This window comes from Kitasatospora sp. NPDC086801 (assembly GCF_044745805.1).
GTDB lineage: Bacteria > Actinomycetota > Actinomycetes > Streptomycetales > Streptomycetaceae > Kitasatospora.
In genome coordinates, this window is record NZ_JBIVAX010000015.1 from 42,580 (window position 1) to 61,742 (window position 19,163).

The window sequence follows — 19,163 nt, forward strand, 5'->3', positions numbered from 1 at the left end:
CCCGTTCGTCAGACTTCGTACGCGGAGTCGGGCCGGGCGCCGCCGGTGGACGGTCCGGCCGCCGGGGCGACGGCCACCGGGGCGACGGCCGCGGCCTGCTCCGCGACGGTGCGCAGGTCGAAGAGCCGGCCGACGCGGACGGCGCCGGGCCAGCGGCCTTCGAGGCGCAGGTGGAGTTCGACGATCCGGTGCGAGTTGCCGCCGACGGCGAAGAAGTCGTCGTCCGGTCCGAAGTCGCCGTGTCCGAGGACCTCGGTCCAGTAGCGCGTCACGAGCTGCGGGGCGCCGTCCGCCGCGGCGGGCTCGTCGCGTCCGCCGAGGCCGTCCGACCCGCCGGTCTCGCCGGGGTCGCCGGGGTCCTCGGCGAGCAGGGCGCGCAGCGCCTGGAGGTCGGTCTTGCCGGACGGCGCGAGCGGGAAGCCGGCCGCCCGAACGAAGCGCTCGGGCCGGGCCTGGCCGCCGAGCAGGGCGGTGCAGTGCGCCAGCAGTTCGGCGGTGTCCGGCGCCGGGGCGGCCGGGTCGGCGGGGCGCCAGAACGCGGCCAGCGCGGTGGCGCCGTCGGGGCCGGTCACGGCGAGGACGGCGGCCTGCCGGACGGCGGGGTGGCGTTCCAGGGCGGCTTCGACGGCCTCGCGTTCGACCCGGACGCCGCGGATCTTGAGCTGCCCGTCGGCCCGGCCGCGGAACACCAGCGCCCCGGTGGGGTCGGCGGCCGCGAGGTCCCCGGTGCGGTACATCCGGGCGCCGGGGGTGGTGGCGAAGGGGTCGGGGAGGAAGCGCAGCGCGGTCTCGGCCGGGCGCCCCGCGTAGCCCTCGGCGACCTGCGGTCCGGCCACGTACAGCTCGCCGGCCTGCCCGGGCCCGACCGGGGCGAGCCGTTCGTCCAGCAGGTGGATCCGAGTGCCCGGGGTGGGCCGGCCGATCGGGACGGGGTCGACCGGCACGGGTGCGACCGGCTGGGCGAGCACGGTGACGGTGGTCTCGGTGGCGCCGTACTCGTTGACCAGCCGGGTGCCGGGCAGGACGGCCCGGTGCCGCTCGGCCTGCGCGGCCGACAGCGCCTCCCCGCCGACGATCCACTGCCGCAGGTGGGCGTCGGCGCCGGCCAGGTGGGGCAGCACCAGCAGGTGGAACGAGGGCGGGCCGACCGCCACCTCGACCCGGTGGCGCCGGATCAGCGCGGCGGCGGCCTCCGGGTCGGGCAGGGCCCGTTCGTCGGGCAGCACCGCCGTGCCGCCGCCGCACAGCGTGTGGAACAGCATCAGCAGCGGCGCGTCCCAGGAGAGCCGGGAGGCGGTGAAGGTGGTCGCGGCGGGGTCCTCGTCGCGGGAGGCGACCAGGTGGGCGAGCGCGCCGCGGGAGACCAGGACGGCCTTGGGCTCCCCGGTGGTCCCGGAGGTGGTGACGGCGTAGGCGGGCGCGTTCGGGGGCACCTCGGCGTCCGGCCGGCCGGCGGTCGCGGCCGGGGCTGCGGCCGGGGCCGGGGCTGCGGCCGGGGCCGGGGCTGCGGCCGGGGCCGGTCCGCCCTCGGCCACCGCGGTGACCGGCTGCCCGCAGCCGGCCGTCAGCTCCCGCACGGCGGCGGGCGGGGTGGCCGGGTCGGCGTCGTCGTACACCAGGACGGCGCAGCCGCTGTCGCGCAGCAGGGCGCGCACCATCGCGGCGGGCCGCTCCGGCTCCAGGACGCACCAGGCCGCTCCCAGCCGCAGTGCGGCCAGCATGCCGACGACGGTGCGCACGCCCTGGCGGCGGTGGAGCAGGACGAGCTGTCCGGGGGCGACCCCGGCTGCGGCCAGCCGATCGGCCAATTCCCTGGTTTCGGCGTCGAGTTGATGATACGTCAGACTCTGCTCGCCGACCGCCACGGCCGTCCGGTCGGGCACCGTGCGGAACCGTTCCCGGATCAGGTCGAGCACGTCGGGGGCCGGCCGCCCGGCGGTCACGGGCGGGTCCCGTAGGCGTGGAAGCCCAGCCCGGTCTTGCGGCCGAGGAGTCCGCGCCGCACCAGGTCGAGCAGCAGGTCGCAGGGCCGGAACCGTTCGTCGCCGGTGGTCTCCAGCAGGACGTCGAGGGTGTCCACGATGGTGTCGAGCCCGATCAGGTCCGCCGTGCGCAGCGGGCCCATGGCGTGGCCGAAGCACTCCTGGAAGATCAGGTCGACGGTCTCCGCGTCGGCGATACCCTCCTGCACCCGGGCGGCCGCGTCGTTGACCATCGGCATCAGCACCCGGTTGGAGACGAACCCCGGCGAGTCGCGGACGACGTGGGCGCGGCGGCCGACCCCGGCGAGCAGGGCGAGGGTGGTCTCCAGCGTCCGGGCGGTGGTGGCCGGGCCGCGCACCACCTCGACCGTCTCCTTGAGGTAGGCGGGGTTCATGAAGTGCGTGGCGAGCACCCGGTCGGCCCGGTCGGTGTAGGAGGCGAGCCGCTCGACCGGGATGGCCGAGGTGCAGGAGGCGAACACCGTGGCGGGGGCGCAGACCCGGTCGAGCTCCCGGAGCACCTGCTCCTTGACGGCCAGCCGCTCGGAGGCGCACTCCACCACGAAGCCGACCGCCGCGAGCCGACCGAACTCGTCCGTCCAGTCGACCAGTTCGACGGTCTCCGCCGCCGAGGGGCGGGCCTCGCCGGGGGCCTCCCCGCGAGCCTCACCGGGGGCCGGGCGGCGGCCGAGCAGCCGCGCGGCCCGCAGGCCGTCCCGCAGCCGGCCGGGGCCGGCGTCGAGGGCGGCCCGCTGCCGGTCGACCACCACCACGGGGTGCCCGGCCGCGGCGAAGACCTGGGCGACGGCGGTGCCCATCGTGCCGGCGCCGACGATCCCGACCGGGATCCGGCCGGTGCCGCCCGCCCGGTCCTCGCCGGCCTCGCGGTTCTGGGTGTCTTGCGTGTGCACGGTGTCCTTCCTGGTCACGGCGGATTCCGGCCCGGTCACGGCCGGTTCCGGGCGTCGGGGGCGTCGGCGGGGGCGTCTGCGGGGGCGTCGGCAGGGGCCTCACGCGCAGCGGGCGCCTCGGGGGTCACGGGGTCTTCGGGGGCCGCAGGGGCCGCGGGGGCTTCAGGCGCCTCGGGAGCGAGCAGCCTCAGGTGGCCCGGCGGCGAGGGCGGCGGGGCTGCGGGCGGGTAGCCGAGCAGTAGCCGGCCCTCCCCCTCCTGGCCCACCACGGTGAACCCGGCGAACCGGAGGTTCACCAGCATCACCCGGTTGACGTCGGTGGGCACGAACTCGGCCAGCGGGCGGCGCCCTTCGGCGAGGGCGGCGCGCACGACGTGCCCGATCAGCGCCGGCCCGACGCCCCGGGACATCACCCGGCAGGACAGCAGGAGCAGCCGCAGCACCTCGGCCGGCCCGGCCGAGCCGCCGCCCTCCCGGTGCCCGGTCCGCTCGCTCAGCGCGAGGCCGATGGTGCCGTAGTCGCCGAACCGGTCGGTCAGTTCGGCGACCAGCACCCGGTGGTCGGGCGAGTCGCACAGCGCGCGCAGCTCCGTCAGGCCGTAGGTCCGGCCGGTGGTGTTGAGCTGGTGGGTGCGGACGGTGAGTTCGTGGGCGCGGGCGAGGTCGTCCGGCCCGGCCCGACGGATCGTCAGTTCCAGTCCCAGTGAGGCGAGGAACTCCTCCGGGGTGCCCTGGTGCTCCTCCCGGGCCTGGGTGCGGCGCGCCTCGCCGCGGTAGCGCAGCCGACGTTCGCGGGCGTCGGCGGTGACGAACTCGGGCCGGAACTCGGGGAGTTCGGCCAGGGCGTCGACCTGCTCGGCCGGGTAGCAGCGCACCACGGGGTGGGCCGCGGCCACTTCGGCGCGCTCGACCGGGTCGTTGTCGACGAAGGCCACGGTGTCCAGCCCGATGCCGATGGTCTCGGCGATCCGGCGCACCGCGCCCGACTTGGGCCCCCAGCCGACCTCCAGCACGGTGAACAGGTCGTGCAGCCCGAGCCGTTCCAGGTGGGCGGTGGCAACGGCCGGGTCGCTCCGGCTGGCGACGGCGTGCAGGACGCCGCGCTCGTCCAGCGCCCGCAGGGCGGCGGTCGCGGCGGGGAACGGCACGGGGTCGTCGCCCTCCAGCACGGTGCCGTCCCAGAGGGTGTCGTCGAGGTCCCAGACCAGGACCTTGACGGTCGGCCGCTCCGGCCCGGTCGGCCGATCCGATCCCGTCGACTCCGATCCAGTCGGCTCCAACCCAGTCGACTCCGGCCCAGTCGACTCCGGCCCGGTCATCGGTGCACCCCCTGGCGCAACAGGCGGTCGGTGATGTGCAGTTCGGCGACCTGCGGGCTGCCCTCGATGATCTCCATCACCTTGGCGTCCCGGTAGAACCGGCCGGCCCGGCTGCCGGGTTCGCAGCCCACCGAGCCGAGGATCTGGACCGCCCGGTCGGCGACCGCCTTCGCCGCCCCGGCCGCCGCGTACTTGGCGACCACGGTCTCGGTGGCGGCGCCCAGCGGCGAGCCGGCCCGGGCCTCGGCGGCCCGCTCGGCCAGCGCCCGGGCGGCCGCCGTGTCGACGGCGGAGCGGGCGAGCAGCGAGCGCACCAGTTGGTGCCCGGCCAGCGGCACACCGCCCTGGACCCGCCGCGCGGCGTGCTCGGCGGCGTCGGCCAGGCAGGCCTCCGCCATGCCGACGCAGCCCCAGGCCACCGTGAACCGGCCGTGGTCCAGCGCCACGGCGGCGGTGTGGGTCAGGCCCAGCCCGGGCGGCGCCACCAGGTTCTCCCGGGGCACCCGCACCCGGTCGAAGGTGAGGTGGGCGATCCGCGCGGCGCGCAGGCCGAGTTGGCCGCTGACGGGCTCGCGGACGATCCCGGGCCGGTCGCCCTCCACCAGGACGGCCGTCGGGCCGGCGTCGGTGCGCCCCAGCACCAGGAACACGTCGGCGCTCTGCCCGAAGGTCACCCAGCGCTTGGCGCCGGTGACGACCAGCCGTTCGCCGTCGTCCTCGATCCGCGTCCCGACCTCGGCGAGCGCGCTGCCGGCCTCCCGTTCGGTGGCGGCGAAGCCGGCCAGGCGTTCGCCGGAGGCCAGCGCGGGCAGCCACCGCGCGCGCTGCTCCTCGCCGCCCCAGCGCAGCAGCGCCGCGGCCGTCATGCCCTGGACGGTGAGCAGCGCGCGCAGGGCGCCGCAGACGCCGCCCAGGTGCGCGACGGCCTCGCCCAGTTGGGCCGGGGTGGCGCCGGCACCGCCGTGGCGCACGGGCAGGTCGAGGCCGAGCAGCCCGGCGGCGACCACCGCGCGGACGGCCTCGTCGGGCAGCGCGCCCCGCTCGTCCCAGCGGGCGGCGTCGTCGCGGACGGCGGCGGCCAGGTCGGCCGCGGCGTCGACCACCGAGGCACCCGGACCGGACGGGGCGGACGGCCGGGTGCCGCTAGCCGTGAGCGGCACGGCCGGCCCCCGTCCCCTCGCCCGCGCCCAGGCCGGCCCGCTTGCGCTCGACCAGCGCGGCGATCCGCTGGGCGGTGCGGAAGGAGTCCAGGTCGAGGTCGTCCACCTCGATCCGGATGTCGAACCGCTCCTCGACGAAGACCACCAGCTCCAGCGCGAACAGCGAGTCCGCGAGCCCCAGTGCGAAGTAGTCCTCGTCCGGTGCCACCGGCCGGCGCAGTGCGACGGTCAGGAACTCCCGTATCTCGATTGCCGTGTCGGTCACGCGGTGCTCTCCCATGGTCCGATTTCCACCAGCAGCAGGTTCCAGGCCGCCACCGGGCTGACGTTGACCAGGACGACCCGGTCGCCTTCGGCCAGCCGCCCGTTCGCCAGCGCCGTCCAGAGGTTGAGGAAGACGTCGTTCGGCCCCAGGTGGCCGTACCGGGCCAGGTTCTCCCGGCACTCCGGCAGGAGTTCGACGCCCAGCGACTCCGCGAGGAAGCGCAGTCCGCCCGCCGAGAGGTTCTGGCTGGCGCAGCCGGCGAGGTCGGCGCGGTCGAGGCCGTGCCGCTTGAGCAGCCGTTCCAGCAGCGCGGTGAGCCGGTTCCTGGTCTCCACCGCGAGCCGGAAGGAGTAGCCGGGCAGGTCCCGGCACTCCTCCTGCCAGCTCTCCCAGGGGCGGTCCTGGTAGTCCACCCGGAAGAGGTCCCAGTACGCGCCGTTGGTCTCCTGGACCAGGTCGAGCACCCGCACCGGGCCGGTGCGGGCGAGCAGCAGGGCCTGCCCGGCGTCCCCGTTGACGGTGACCGGGTGCCGGTAGCGGCCGGGGGTGGCCGGGGTGGAGGCGTGCGCGACCAGGACGTGCCGGACGTCCGGGTCGGCGGCGAGCAGCCCGCGGGCGGCGAGCAGGGCCGGGCCGAGCGAGACGCAGCCGAGGCCGCCGACGCCGAAGGTGACGGCCTGGTCGGCGCCGAGCCGGGCCTGGAGTCTGGTCGCCTCGGAGCTGAGCAGGGTCTCGGGGGCCCGGGAGTCGACGACGATCAGGGCGTCCAGGTCCTGGGCGGCGAGCCCGGCGCCGGCGAGCGCGCTGCGGGCCGCCCGCTCGGCCAGCCCGGTCGGGCCGAGGTCGCGGTCGACGGCCACGGTGTCGATCCCCAGGCCGGCCAGCGTGGTTCTGCGCTCGCCGTCCAGGCCCGCCAGTTCGGGCAGCTCGCCGACCGGCACCCGCTGCTCCGGCAGGTGCCAGGCCGCCTCGCGCACCGCGAGCGGCGCGGGGGCGCCCCCCGTCCTCGTCGTCACCATGCCGTGTCCTCGACTCTCCACTGTCTGTCCGCCGTCCGTGCGGTGTCCGTCCGCCGCCCGTCCGGGCATCCGTCCGGCGTCTCTCGGTGTGCCCGGCCGCGTTCCGCGCGGGGGCTCGGTTCAGGCGCTGCGCAGGCAGCCGTCCGCCACCGACTCGGCGTAGGCCTCCCCCAGCTCCCGCACCGCCTCGGCGACGCCGCTGCGGGGCACCCCGGCGTACCCCACCACCAGGGCCGGCCCGGACTGCCAGGACCGGTGGTGGTACGAGCGGCCGCCGCGCACCAGCACCGAGCGGCGCAGCGCCCGGGCCACCAGCGCGGCCTCGTCCACCCGGTGCGGGAGCTGGACGTAGGCGTGCAGGCCGGCGAAGGCGCCCACGATCCGGGCCCCGGGCAGCCGGCGCCGCACGGCCTCGTGGAAGACCTCGCGGCGGGCCCGCAGCCGTTCGCGCTGGCGCCGCAGGTGCCGGTCGAGTTCGCCGCTGTCCAGCAGTTCGGCGAACGCGTGCTGGGTGAACACGTCGCAGCCGAGGTCCCGTTGGGAGCGGACCTCCTCCAGCCGGCGGCGCAGCCGGGGCGGGGCGACCAGCCAGCCCAGCCGCATCCCGGAGGCCAGCGACTTGCTCGCGGTGCCCGCGTAGAGCACCCGGGACGGGGCCAGCCGTTGCAGCGCGGTGGGCCGGCGGCCGTGGTCCAGCCAGAGGTCGCCGTCGTAGTCGTCCTCGATGATCCAGCCGTCCACGTCCTCCGCCCAGCGGACCAGCGCGGCCCGCCGTTCGGCGCTGAGCACGGCCCCGGTGGGGAACTGGTGGGCGGGGGTGACCAGCACCGCGCGGGCGCCGGTGCGGGCCAGCGCGGCCACGTCGATACCGTGCTCGTCGACCGGGACGGAGGGGCAGTCCAGGCCCGACTCGACGATGAACTGGCGCTGCTGGGGGTGGCACGGGTCCTCGACGGCGAGCGCGCCGAGGCCGGTGCGGGGCAGCGTGGCGCAGACCAGGCCGAGCGTCTGGGCGAACCCGGAGACCACCATGACGTGCTCGGGGGTGGTGTGCACGCCGCGCGCCCGCCCGAGGTAGCGGGCGAGTTCGGCGCGCAGCGCCGGGACGCCGGACACCGGTGGGTACCCGAGGTCGCGCGGGCCGAGCCGGCGCGCGGCCCGCTGGTAGGCGGCCAGCCACTCGCGCTGCGGGAAGGCGGAGGCGTCGGCGCCGCCGGCCCGCAGGTCCCAGCGGATCACCGGGGCGGGGCGGGCGTCGCCGAGCAGGGTCGGCATCCGGGTGCCCCGGTCCAGGTGGGTGGCGACCCGGGTGCCCGATCCCCGGGTGGCCTCCAGGTAGCCGCCGGCGACGAGTTGCCCGTAGGCCTCGACGACGACGCTGCGGGACACCCGGAGGTCCTCGGCGAGCTGACGGCTCGACGGCAGCCGGGTGCCGGGGTGCAGCGCCCCCTCGGCGATCTCCCGCTTGATGCCGTCCCGGATCTGGGCGGTCAGCGGGAGCACGTCCTCCCGTGCCACGTCGATCAAGGTGTTCCAGGGCATGCTTGGCTCCTCCCTCCCCCGCCCACGGCGGCCCTGTCCGGCCCGACGGCCCCGTCCGGACCGGCGGCCCCGTTGAGCCCATCGGCCCTGTGCGAACCGACGGCCCGTACGAACCGACGGCCCGGTGGCCCTAGCGGGCCCCCGACAGACCGGTCCGCTCGGTGTCCAGCAGCGCCCGCAGGGACGCGGCGCGGACGGCCCGGCCGACGGCCTCGCCCTCCTCGTCGGCGATGCCGACCCCCCAGTAGGAATGGGAGTCCACGACGATCTCGAAGGCGGCGGTGACCGCGTTCAGCGGTGCGCCGGCCCGGTCCACGGTGAGGCTCTGGACGACGGCGTCGAGCCCGTAGCCGGCCACCGCCTCGGCGGTGGCCCCGCTCCAACGGGTGTCACCGGGCTCGGCCGCCAGCGGCTCCGGCTGCGGCAGCCCGGGCACGGTCTCGGTGCCCAGCGCCACGTACCGCTCGACGAAGTGCTCCCACAGCTGGTCGCCGGTGATCTCGCCGCCGATCTCCTCGCAGACCGCCTGCATCTCGGCGGCGAAGTCGATCTGGAGGCGGCGCGGCAGCTCGATGCCGTACTCGGTGCGCAGCAGGTGGGCGATGCCGCCCTTGCCGGACTGGGTGTTGATGCGGATCAGCGCCTGGTAGTCGCGGCCGATGTCGCGCGGGTCGATCGGCAGGTACGGCACGTCCCAGACCTCCTGCCCGGACTCCTCGCGGGCGCGCAGGCCCTTGGCGATGGCGTCCTGGTGGGAGCCGGCGAAGGAGGTGTAGACGAAGTCGCCGGCCCACGGGTGGCGGGCGTGGACGGGCATCTGGTTGCAGCTCTCGACGATGCGGCGGATGCCGTCGATGTCGCTCAGGTCCAGCATCGGGTCGACGCCCTGGGAGAACAGGTTCATGGCCAGGGTGACCAGACAGACGTTGCCGGAGCGCTCGCCGTTGCCGAACAGGGTGCCCTCGACCCGGTCGGCCCCGGCGAGGACGGCGAGTTCGGCGGCGGCGACGCCGCTGCCGCGGTCGTTGTGCGGGTGCACGCCGAGGATGGTGCGCTCGCGGTGGAGCAGGTTGCGGTGGGTGTACTCGATCCGGTCGGCGAACTCCTGCGGCGGGAACACCTCGACGGTGGAGGGCAGGTTGATCCGCAGCGTGTGCGCGGCCCGCGGGGCCCAGAAGTCGAGGACGGCGTTGCAGAGTTCGAGCGCGTAGTCCGGCTCGGTCTGGGTGTAGGACTCCGGCGCGTACTGGAGGTAGATGTCCGTGCCGGGGATCGAGTCCTGGAGTTTGAGGGCCTGTTCGGCCCCGTCGAGCGCCATGGCGGTGGTCTGCCGGCGGTCCTTGCGGAAGACCAGGCGGCGCTGGACCTCCGAGGTCGGGTTGAAGATCTGGAGGATGGCGCGCGGCACGCCCTCCAGGGCCTTGACGGTGCGTTCGATGAAGTCGCCGCGGATCGGCGTCATGACCTGGACGACGACGTCGTCCGGGATCGCGCCGGTGTCGACGAGGTGACGGAGGAAGGCGTGGTCGTCCTGCGAGGAGGTGGGGAAGCCGACCTCGATCTCCTTGAACCCCATGGCGACCAGCAGGTCGAACATCCGCCGCTTGCGGGTGATGTCCATGGGGTCGGTCAGGGCCTGGTTGCCGTCCCGCAGGTCGACGCTGCACCACAGCGGGGCCTGTTCCGCACGGCGGCCCGGCCAGCCGCGGTCGGGCAGCCCGACCGCCTGGTAGGGCTGGTACTTCCGGACCGGCATCGCGCTGTGGCGCTGGATGCCCTGGTCGCGGGCAGGTGTGCCCTGCGGTGTGTCCGCGTCGGTGGGTTGAGCGGTCATCTCTCCTCCACAACGGTGGTCTGGGCGTCTTGTGGGAACGCTCTGCTCAGGCGGGCCAGGTGCTGAACTGTCTCCTCCCGTAGAGCAGCGGCGGTGCGTCGCTGAGCTCGGTGGTCCGGATGACCTCGCCGAAGACCATCCGCTGGCCGCCGACGGGGACCAGCTGGCTGACCCGGCAGTCGGCCACCGCGTGGGCGTCGTGGACGAGGTGGGGTCCGCCTGCGCCGGGGGGCAGCTGCCAGGTGGTGGCGTCGAACCGGTCCGGGTCGCCGGAGGCGAACAGTTCGGCGGTGCCGCGGCCCTCGGCGTGCAGCAGGTTCACCGCGAACTGGCCGCTGCGCAGCACGGCCTTCAGGGTCGGGCTCTCCGCCCGCATGCCGACCAGCAGGGTGGGCGGTTCGACGGTGACGCTGCACAGGGCGGAGCAGGTCATGCCCCAGGGCCGGGCGGCGTCGTCCAGCGAGGTGACGATGGCGACGCCGCTCGGGAATCCGGCCATGAAGGTCCGGAAGTCGGAGGGGGTTGAGGTGACGAGTTCCACGTGATTCACCGCTCGACTGGGTAGGGGACCGGCTCCGCGGTCCGGGGCGCGTCCACGTTCGCCGTGCGCCGGTCGATGACCCACAGCAACGGGCCGCTGAGCACCGTCGTGAACAGGGCCATCACGACGAGGGCGAGGAAGAGCGCCGGGGTGAGGATCCCGGCCTGGTACCCCGCCTGGAGGACGGCGAGCTCGGTCAGGCCGCGGGCGTTGAGGAACACCGCGATCCGCATGCACTCCACCGGGGGCCGGCCGGCCGCCCTCGCGCCGAAGTAGCTGCCGACCAGCTTGCCGAAGACCGCGAGCACCACGGACAGGACGACGGCCTGCCAGGAGAACACGCTGAGCGGCGCCGAGGCGAGGCCCATGCCGGTCACCGTGAACAGCAGCGGCAGCCCGATCCGGCCCCAGCCGCCGACGGTGTGGGCGGCCCTGGTCCAGGGGCCGGCGCCGTCGTCGCCCGGCAGCGCCAGGGCGACCAGGACGGCGCCGAGCACGTCGGTGAGGCCCAGCCGCGAGGTGGTCAGGGCGGCGGCCACGGCCGCGGCGGCGGTCAGCCCGATCGGCACCGCCACCGGGATCCGCCCGGCCCGGGCCCGGGGCCCGGGGAGGCCGCCGGCCCGGCGGATCAGCCAGGCGCCCAGCAGGCCGACGACGAACACCAGGTACGGGGTGATCTTCCCGCCGCCGTGCGCCAGGCCGATCGCGATCGCCAGCAGCGACCAGGTGACGGCGTCGATGGAGACCGCGACCGCCATGCAGAGCCGGCCGATCGCGGTGTTGAGCATGCCGCGGTCATCCAGGATGCCGGCCAGCACCGGGACGGCGGTGACCGCCAGCGCGATCGCCAGCATCAGGACCAGCACCCCGGCCGGTGCGCCGCCGCGCAGGGCCGGGGAGCCGTCGGCCAGGACCCACGCGGCGAACGCGACGCCGCAGCCGAGCGGCAGCAGCAGCGAGCCGGTGGCGGTCAGCGCGATGGTGCGCCCGCCCAGCCGGCTGCCGCCGGCCCGGATCTCGTGGACGGCGCCCACCAGGAAGAGCGCGAGGCCGAGGTGGCCCGCCTTCTCCAGGACGGCCCCGCCGTCCATGGTGGCCGGCTTCCAGCCCCACTGGCTCGCCAGCAGCGCACCGAGCAGGAGGCAGGCCATGATCTCGCCGACGATCTCCGGCTGCCGCAGCAGCTTCGCCAGCCGGCGTCCGAGCAGTGCCACGGGGACGAGCAGAGCGAGCGTCACCGCGGCCGGTACGTACGGAAGACTGTCCATGGTGCCTCCTTCCTCGGGGCGCCGAAGGGTCAGTGCATCTGGGCGAGGTACTCGTACTGGCTGGGCAGGCGCTTCAGGAGCTCGGCGGACTGGTCGCTCAGCAGCTGGAACTCCTTCTCCGCGCGGGAGCCGTCCTGGAGGGCGACGGCCGGCGGGGCCTTGAGCTCGATGCCGCCGAGGCCGAGCAGCATGGCCAGGTAGGAGTAGGACTCGAACCCGTGGAAGTGCGGGAAGATGGTGGCCTCCGTCGGGGGCTTGGCCTTCCACAGCTCGATCCGCTCGGCCAGGCCGTCGGGCATCACCCGGGTCTTGGCGTCCCGCCAGTAGGCGTTGTCCTCGCGGGCCGCGGCCTTGTAGTGCAGGACGAGGAACTCCCGTACGCCGTCGATGGTGTTGCCGACGATGCGGTTGTAGGAGCGGCGCAGCCCCGGGTCCCAGGTGGCGTCCGGGAAGTGCTTGACCAGTTCCTCGATGCCCTGCTGGATGAAGAAGATGCCGGTCGACTCCAGGGGCTCGACGAAGCCGCTGGACAGGCCGATGGCGACGCAGTTGTTGACCCAGGCGTTGCGGGTGCGGCCGATCCGCATCTTGATGTGGTTGGCCGCCAGGTCGTCCGCGGCCGGGCCGACCTTGGCGCGCAGCGTGGCCTCGGCCTCCTCGGGCGTCGTGTACTCGTCGGAGTAGACGTAGCCGGTGCCGATGCGGCCGAACAGCGGGATGGTCCAGATCCAGCCGGCGTCCGAGGCGGTGGCGGTGGTGCAGGGGCGCAGGCCGTCCTTCTCCATGTCGACCGGGACGCGCAGCGCCACCGCGCGGTTGTTGGGCAGGGTGTCCTGGAAGGAGGTGAACGGCTCCTCCAGGGTCTGGTTGATCAGCAGGCCGCGGAAGCCGGTGCAGTCGATGAAGAGGTCGCCCTCGATCAGGCCGTGCTCCTTGGTGCGCACGCCGCTGATCCAGCCGCGGTCGTCCTGGACGACCTCGACCACGTCGTCCTCGATGTGCTTGGCGCCGCGCTCGGTGGAGTACTCGGAGAGGAAGTCGGCCAGCAGCGAGGCGTCGAACTGGTAGGCGTACGGGAACTGGGTGTCCTGCTCGGTGAGGGTGTCGCGCTCGGTCGCGTTGCCGCCCTCCTTGAAGTCCTGCTCGAAGAGGGTGCCGTCGAGGTAGCGCGGGGACTTCTGGGCGTCGCAGATCGCGGCCATCAGGAACACGTCCTGGTCGAAGCGGTCGCCGGAGCGGCTGTTCAGCCACCAGTCGGTGAGCGGCAGGCCGTCGACGATCCGGAGGCGCTCGAAGGGGTGGTAGAAGTAGTGGCCCTTGCGCCGCCAGTTCTCGAATCGGATGCCGAGCTTGTAGGTGGCATTGCACTTGGGCATCCAGACGTGCTCCGGCAGGCCCAGGTAGTTGAAGAAATGCCGGACGGTGCTGAAGGTCGCCTCGCCGACCCCGATGGTCTTGATTCGCTTGGATTCCACCAGCGTGACGGAAATGCGATCGCCGAATGCGGCGCGCAGGTACGAGGCGGCCATCCAACCAGATGTCCCACCACCGACGATGACGACGTTGCCCAGCATTCCTGACCCTCTCAGCCGGTCGTTCAACCCGGAGCCCGGGCTGTCCCATGGCTCGAAATCCTCCGGCAGCGGCGCCTGCGGAAAACAGGCTTTTAAGCCTCAGCGGAAACACGCACTCCAGCGCGTCCCGGCCTTCGCCGGGGGTTTTCCGACATGCCGAACAGATGGCACCCGATGGTTGGGGGTGCCATCTGTTCGGCGGAACTCGCCGGAACTCGCCGGAATTCGGCGGGGGTTCGGCGGGGGTTCGGCGGGGTCACACGGGGCCCGGCCGGGTCACGCGGCCCGGCCGGGCCGGCTCAGTCCCCGTCCAGCAGGTAGTCGTGCAGCAGCGAGATGACCCGGGCCCGCTGCGCGGTCAGGTAGAAGTGCCCGCCGGGCAGCACGTGGAAGGCGAACTCCTTGCCGGCCAGCGCCTCCCAGCCGCGGGCCCGCTCGACGCTCACCGTGACGTCGGAGTCCCCGGTGAGCACCACGACCCCGCAGTCCACCGGGCGGAGCGCGGTGGGCCGGTAGGAGTCGATCAGCAGGTAGTCGTTGCGCAGGATCGGCAGCACCATCTCCCGGATGTCCGGGTCGTCGAAGATCGACATCTGGGTCCCGCCGTGGCCCGCCACCGTGGCGAGGAGCTCGTCGTCGCTGCGCGGCAGGGCCGGCTCCCGGCCGGCCGGTCCGTCGCCGGAGCCGGCCGGCGCCTGCGGCGGCGGGTAGCCGGAGAGCACCAGCCGGGCCACCGGCAGGCCCTGCGCGTGCAGCGACCGCACGGTCTCGTACGCGAGCAGCGCGCCCATGCTGTGGCCGAAGACGACCGTCTCGACGCCGGGGCGGTCGGTCTCCAGCAGGGCCCGCGTCAGCTGGGCCACCAGGATCGCGGCGTCCTGGACGAAGGGGTCCTCGATCCGCTCCTCCCGCCCCGGGTACTGGACCAGTTGGAGTTCGACGGCCGCCGAGAGGTGGTTGGCCCAGGGCCGGTAGAAGCCGGCGCTGCCGCCGGCGTGCGGCAGGCAGACCAGCCGCCTGGTCGCCTCCGGGCGCGGCCGGGGGATCACCAGCCAGGGTTGGTCGTCGTTCAAACGGTCACTTCCTTCCGTCGGCCCCGCGGGGCCGTGTCCGTACCGGCCCGGCCGGTCATCCGCAGGCCCGGACGATCTCGCGCAGGGCCTCGTGCATGCGCTGGAGCAGGGCGGTGACCGCCGCCTCGTCGAACCGGCCGCCCGCGTACACGCAGGACAGCTCCATCCGGCCGCCCTCGACCGCGGCGGCGACGTCCAGCTCGTAGGTGCGGGTCTCGCCCGGCTCGTGGTCGCCGCCGCCGTGGTCCAGGTGGCTCAGGATCAGCCGGTCCCCCTCGGGCAGCTGGTTGTCCCACTGGCCGAGGTAGTTGAAGCCGATCCGGGCCCTGGGCGCCGGGACCAGCAGGTCCTCCCGGGCGGCGGCGGCCGCCGCCAGCCGCAGGACGCCGTGGCCGATGCCTCGGCGCGGGACGGCGCGCAGCCGGCGCTTGGCCGTCCGGACGGCGGCGGTCGGCGCCAGGTCCGCGGGCACGTCGAGCAGGACGGGGTAGATCGTGGTGAACCAGCCGACGGTGCGGGACAGGTCGACCCCGTCCAGGATCTCCTCGCGGCCGTGCCCCTCCAGGTCGATCACGGTGCCGCCGTCGTCGGCGTGGCCCTGGGCGGCCAGCGCCTGGGCCAGGGCGGTCAGCAGCACCTCGTGGACCTGCGCGCGCAGCACGCCGGGCACCCGGCGCAGCAGCGCCTCAGTCTCGTCCTCGGTCAGGGTGTGCCGCGCGGTGCGGCGGTCGCCGAACCGGCCGGTGTCGAGGGGCTCCCCGGCGGGTGCGGGCAGCGCCCGCCAGTGCGCCAGCTCGTCGTCGAAGCCGCTGGTCAGGGCGTGCTCGCGCAGTCGGCGGGACCACTGGCCGAAGGAGGTGGAGCGCGGGGCGGGCCGGAGGGGCCGGCCGGCCGTCAGGTCGGCGTAGCCGGAGCGCAGGTCGTCGAGCAGGATGCGCCAGGAGACGCCGTCGACCACCAGGTGGTGCGCGGTGAGGAACAGCCGGGCCGGGCGGTCCGGTCCGAGGTCGGCGAGGACGGCGCGCAGCAGCGGCCCGTCGGCCAGCCGCAGGCCCCGCTGGGCCTGCCGGAACGCCTCGGCGGCGCGCTCCTCGGCGTCCTGTACCCCGGCGAGGTCGAGCCGGTGGAAGTCCCAGCAGCCATCGGCCTCGGCCGCCACTTCCTGGGACCAGGTGCCGTCGTCGTCGCGGGTGTAGCGGGCGCGCAGCATGTCGTGCCGCCCGACCAGCGCGGCCAGGGCCGCGTGCAGGGCCTCGACGTCGGCGCCCGGGACGAGTTCGAACAGCAGCGACTGGTTGAAGTGGTCCGGGTTGACGGTGTGGTGCTCGAAGAACCACTGCTGCACGGCGGTCAGCGGCACGGGCCCGGTGCGGTACGGGTCCTCCTCGGCCGGCCCGCTCTCCCCCGTCCCGGCGGCCTTGGCGAGCGCGGCGACGGTCTTGTGCTGGAAGAGGTCCCGGGCGGTGAAGTGCAGGCCCTCCTGGCGAGCCCGGGCGACCACCTGGGTGGAGAGGATGGAGTCGCCGCCGAGCAGGAAGAAGTCGTCCTCGGCGCCGACGTCCTCGATGCCCAGCACCGAGCGGAACACCTCGGCCAGCGCGGTCTCCACCGGGCCGTTCGGCGGGGTGGAGACCCTGGTCAGGGCCTCCCGGGCGTCCGGCAGGGCGTCCCGGTCGACCTTGCCGTTGGTGGTGAGCGGCATCGCGTCCAGCGGGATCAGCGCGGCGGGCACCATGAAGGCGGGCAGTTCCTCGGTCAGGGCCTCGCGGACCTCGCGGACCGCCTCGCCCCGGTCGCGGCCGGGCGCGGCGACCAGGTAGCCGACGAGCTGCTTGCCGCGGTCGCTCTCGCGGACCACCACGGCGGCCTGGTCGACCGCGGGGTGGCGCTGCATGGCCGACTCGATCTCGCCGGGCTCGACCCGGAAGCCGCGGATCTTGACCTGGTCGTCGGCGCGGCCGCGGAAGTCGATCCGCCCGTCGGGCAGCCAGGCGCCGAGGTCGCCGGTGCGGTAGAGCCGGGCCCCGGGGTCGTCCGCGAAGGGGTGCGGGACGAACCGCTGCTCGGTCAGCTCCGGGCGGCCCAGGTAGCCCTGGGCGACGCCGCGGCCGCCGAGGTGGATCTCGCCGGTGACGGCGGGCGGCACCGGGTTGCCGTGCGGGTCCAGCAGGTAGACCTCGGTGTTGGGCAGCGGCCGGCCGATCGACAGCCGGGCGCCGGCCTCCTCGTCCTCGACCTCGAACATGGTGGCGCCGACGGTGTTCTCGGTCGGGCCGTAGCCGTTGATGAAGCGGTGGACCCGCGACCACCTGCGGGCCAGGCCGACCGGGCAGCGGTCGCCGACGGCGAGCACCACCGAGCCGACGGGCAGCGCCTCGGGCTCGACCGCCGCGAGCGCGGCGGGCGGCAGCGCGAGGACGGTGGGCCGGCCTCCCGCCATGGCGCGCAGCTGCTCGCTGCCGAGCGCCTCGGACTCGTTCGCCGGGAGGGCGAGCGCCGCGCCGGAGACCAAGGCCAGGAAGGTCTCCCAGACCGCGCCGTCGAAGCTGGGCGAGGAGAGCTGGGTCACCGTGTGCTCGGGCCCGGCGCCGACGATCAGCCGCGAGGCGTTGATCACGTTGGTCAGGCCGCCGTGGCCCAGCAGCACGCCCTTGGGCGTCCCGGTGGAGCCGGAGGTGTAGACGACGTAGGCGAGCGCGTCCGGCCCCACCCGGTCACCCCCGGGCACCGGTCCGGTGTGCGCGTCGAGCTGCGGGCGCAGGTCCTCCAGGATCAGCGGCTCGGCGGCGGACTCGCCCGGGCCGGCGGCCAGCGAGCGTTCGGTGAGGACGAACCCGGCGCCGGTCTCGGCCAGCATCAGTTCCCGGCGGGCGGCCGGGAAGCGCGGGTTCAGCGGCAGGAAGGCGGCACCGGCCTTGAGCACCGCGAGGGTGGCGGCCACCTGGTCGGGGCCGCGCTCGCAGCAGACCCCGACGATGTCGCCGGGGCGGGTGCCGCGGGAGCGCAGCACCTCGGCCAACAGGCCGGCCCGGCGGTCGAGTTCGGCGTAGCTGAGCCGCTCGTCGCCGCGCACCACCGCGAGGGCGTCGGGGCGTTCGGCGGCCCGCTTGGCCACCAGCAGGTGCACCGGGTCCTGTTCGGGGAAGGCCACCGGGTTGCGGGCCCAGTCCACGGTGAGCCGGTGGTGCTCCTTGGGGTTGAGCAGGTCGAGCCGGCCCAGCTCCTGGTCGGGGTCGGCGGCGATAGATTCGAGCAGGGTGGTCAGGTGGCCGGCGAAGCGGCGCACCGTGGCCTCGTCGTACAGGTCGGTGCTGTACTCCAGGGCGGACCAGAGGCTGCCGTCGGGGCGCTCCTCGAAGGCCACCACGAGGTCGAAGCCGGTGCTCGCCTGCGGCAGGGCCAGCTGCTCCATGGTCAGCCCGGGCAGGTCGAGCACCGCCTCGGGGGCGTTCTGCAGGACGATGAGCACCTGGGCGAGCGGCATCCGGCTGGGGTCGCGCTCGGGCTGGACGGCGTCCACCACCCGCTCGAACGGGACCTCCGCGTGGTCGAAGCCGGCCAGCACGGTGTCCCGGACCTGGCCCAGGAACTCCCGGAAGCCCAGGCCCGGCTCGGGCCGGGCGCGCAGCACCAGGGTGTTGAGGAACAGGCCGACCAGGTCGGCGAGTTCGGGCTCGTCGCGGCCGGCCACCGGGGTGCCGATCGCGACGTCCTCCTGCCGGGAGAGCCGGGCCAGCAGCAGCTGGGTGGCCGCGGTGAGCGTCATGAACAGCGTCGCCGCGGCGGACTCGGTGAGCTCACGCAGCCCGGCGACGGTCGCCGCCGGGACGCTGAACTCGTGGAAGGCGCCCGCCCCGGTGGGCACGGCGGGGCGCTGCCGGTCGGTCGGCAGCTCCAGCACGGGGACGCCGTCGAGCTGCTCGCGCCAGTAGTCGAGCTGCTCGTCGAGCCGCCCGTCGGAGGCCCGTTCGCGCTGCCACACCGAGTAGTCCGCGTACTGCGGCCCCGGGGCGGGCAGGTCCGGTTCGCGCCCTTTCAGCGCGGCCGCGTAGTACTGGCCGAGCTCGCGGGTGACGATCGACAGCGACCAGCCGTCGTGGGCGATGTGGTGGATGCTCAGGACGAGCACGTGCTCGCGGTCGGAGAGCCGCACGAGCAGGGTCCGCAGCACCGGGCCGGTGCGCAGGTCGAAGGGCCGGCCGGCCTCCTCGCGGACCAGGCGCAGCAGTTCCTCCTCCCGCTCCTCGGGCGTCCCGCCGCCGGCCTCCACGACCGGCAGCGGGATGTCCACGCTCGGGTGCGGGACCTGCACCGGGACGCCGTCCACCTGGTCGTAGGTGGTGCGCAGCGCCTCGTGCCGGTCGACGACGGCGGACAGCGCGCGGTGCAGCGCCGCGCGGTCGAGGTCGCCGCGCAGCCGCAGCGCGAAGGAGGAGTTGTAGCCGACGGACTCCGGGTCGAACTCGTACAGGAACCACATCCGCTGCTGGGCGAAGGACATCGGCAGCGGACGGCTGCGGTCGACGGGGCGCAGCGCGGTGCTCGCGGCGGCCTCGGGGGCGGGTGCCTCGGCGCCCGCCAGGCGGTCCCGCAGCAGGGCCCGCAGGTGTTCGGGCAGGGCCGCGATGCGGTCCTCGCGGGACGTGGACGTCTGGGTTTCACTCATGTTGGTCGC

13 protein-coding genes are annotated in these 19,163 nt (G+C 74.9%); all 13 read right to left on the minus strand.

What is annotated here, in order from left to right:
* Positions 1 to 8 precede the first annotated feature (8 nt).
* Entirely contained in the window at positions 9 to 1,943 is a 1,935-nt protein-coding gene (locus tag ACIPLC_RS18340; protein ID WP_400474022.1) for a non-ribosomal peptide synthetase, read from the minus strand.
* Positions 1,940 to 2,800, minus strand: coding sequence for a 3-hydroxyacyl-CoA dehydrogenase family protein (locus ACIPLC_RS18345; protein WP_400474097.1), 861 nt, complete (start codon positions 2,798 to 2,800; stop codon positions 1,940 to 1,942). The genes ACIPLC_RS18340 and ACIPLC_RS18345 overlap by 4 nt, the downstream gene beginning before the upstream one ends.
* Before the next feature lie 128 nt (positions 2,801 to 2,928).
* Positions 2,929 to 4,173, minus strand: a complete 1,245-nt coding sequence (locus ACIPLC_RS18350) for an HAD-IIIC family phosphatase (RefSeq protein WP_400474023.1) — start codon at positions 4,171 to 4,173, stop codon at positions 2,929 to 2,931.
* 35 nt (positions 4,174 to 4,208) lie between these two features.
* Complete coding sequence (locus ACIPLC_RS18355; RefSeq protein ID WP_400474024.1) at positions 4,209 to 5,372, minus strand: acyl-CoA dehydrogenase family protein; 1,164 nt, start codon at positions 5,370 to 5,372, stop codon at positions 4,209 to 4,211.
* The gene (locus ACIPLC_RS18360) at positions 5,356 to 5,637 is read right to left on the minus strand and encodes a phosphopantetheine-binding protein (protein ID WP_400474025.1); all 282 of its coding nucleotides are present in this window, start codon (positions 5,635 to 5,637) and stop codon (positions 5,356 to 5,358) included. The genes ACIPLC_RS18355 and ACIPLC_RS18360 overlap by 17 nt, the downstream gene beginning before the upstream one ends.
* Complete coding sequence (locus tag ACIPLC_RS18365; protein ID WP_400474026.1) at positions 5,634 to 6,656, minus strand: 3-oxoacyl-ACP synthase; 1,023 nt, start codon at positions 6,654 to 6,656, stop codon at positions 5,634 to 5,636. The genes ACIPLC_RS18360 and ACIPLC_RS18365 overlap by 4 nt, the downstream gene beginning before the upstream one ends.
* Before the next feature lie 120 nt (positions 6,657 to 6,776).
* A complete protein-coding gene (locus tag ACIPLC_RS18370; RefSeq protein ID WP_400474027.1) occupies positions 6,777 to 8,198 on the minus strand; it encodes a PLP-dependent aminotransferase family protein in 1,422 nt (473 codons plus the stop codon).
* A gap of 130 nt (positions 8,199 to 8,328) precedes the next feature.
* Positions 8,329 to 10,032 carry a 2-isopropylmalate synthase gene (locus ACIPLC_RS18375; protein ID WP_400474028.1) on the minus strand — a complete coding sequence of 568 codons (1,704 nt, stop codon included), beginning with the start codon at positions 10,030 to 10,032 and terminating at the stop codon, positions 8,329 to 8,331.
* Positions 10,033 to 10,078: 46 nt separating this feature from the next.
* Positions 10,079 to 10,573, minus strand: coding sequence for a flavin reductase family protein (locus tag ACIPLC_RS18380; RefSeq protein ID WP_400474029.1), 495 nt, complete (start codon positions 10,571 to 10,573; stop codon positions 10,079 to 10,081).
* 5 nt (positions 10,574 to 10,578) lie between these two features.
* A complete protein-coding gene (locus tag ACIPLC_RS18385; RefSeq protein ID WP_400474030.1) occupies positions 10,579 to 11,841 on the minus strand; it encodes a cation:proton antiporter in 1,263 nt (420 codons plus the stop codon).
* Positions 11,842 to 11,870: 29 nt separating this feature from the next.
* Positions 11,871 to 13,415 (minus strand): tryptophan halogenase family protein, encoded by a 1,545-nt coding sequence (locus ACIPLC_RS18390; protein ID WP_400474031.1) that lies wholly within the window; start codon positions 13,413 to 13,415, stop codon positions 11,871 to 11,873.
* Positions 13,416 to 13,714: 299 nt separating this feature from the next.
* On the minus strand, positions 13,715 to 14,488 hold the full coding sequence (locus ACIPLC_RS18395) for a thioesterase II family protein (RefSeq protein ID WP_400474032.1): 774 nt from the start codon (positions 14,486 to 14,488) through the stop codon (positions 13,715 to 13,717).
* 55 nt (positions 14,489 to 14,543) lie between these two features.
* Complete coding sequence (locus ACIPLC_RS18400) at positions 14,544 to 19,154, minus strand: amino acid adenylation domain-containing protein (protein WP_400474033.1); 4,611 nt, start codon at positions 19,152 to 19,154, stop codon at positions 14,544 to 14,546.
* Positions 19,155 to 19,163: the final 9 nt, after the last annotated feature.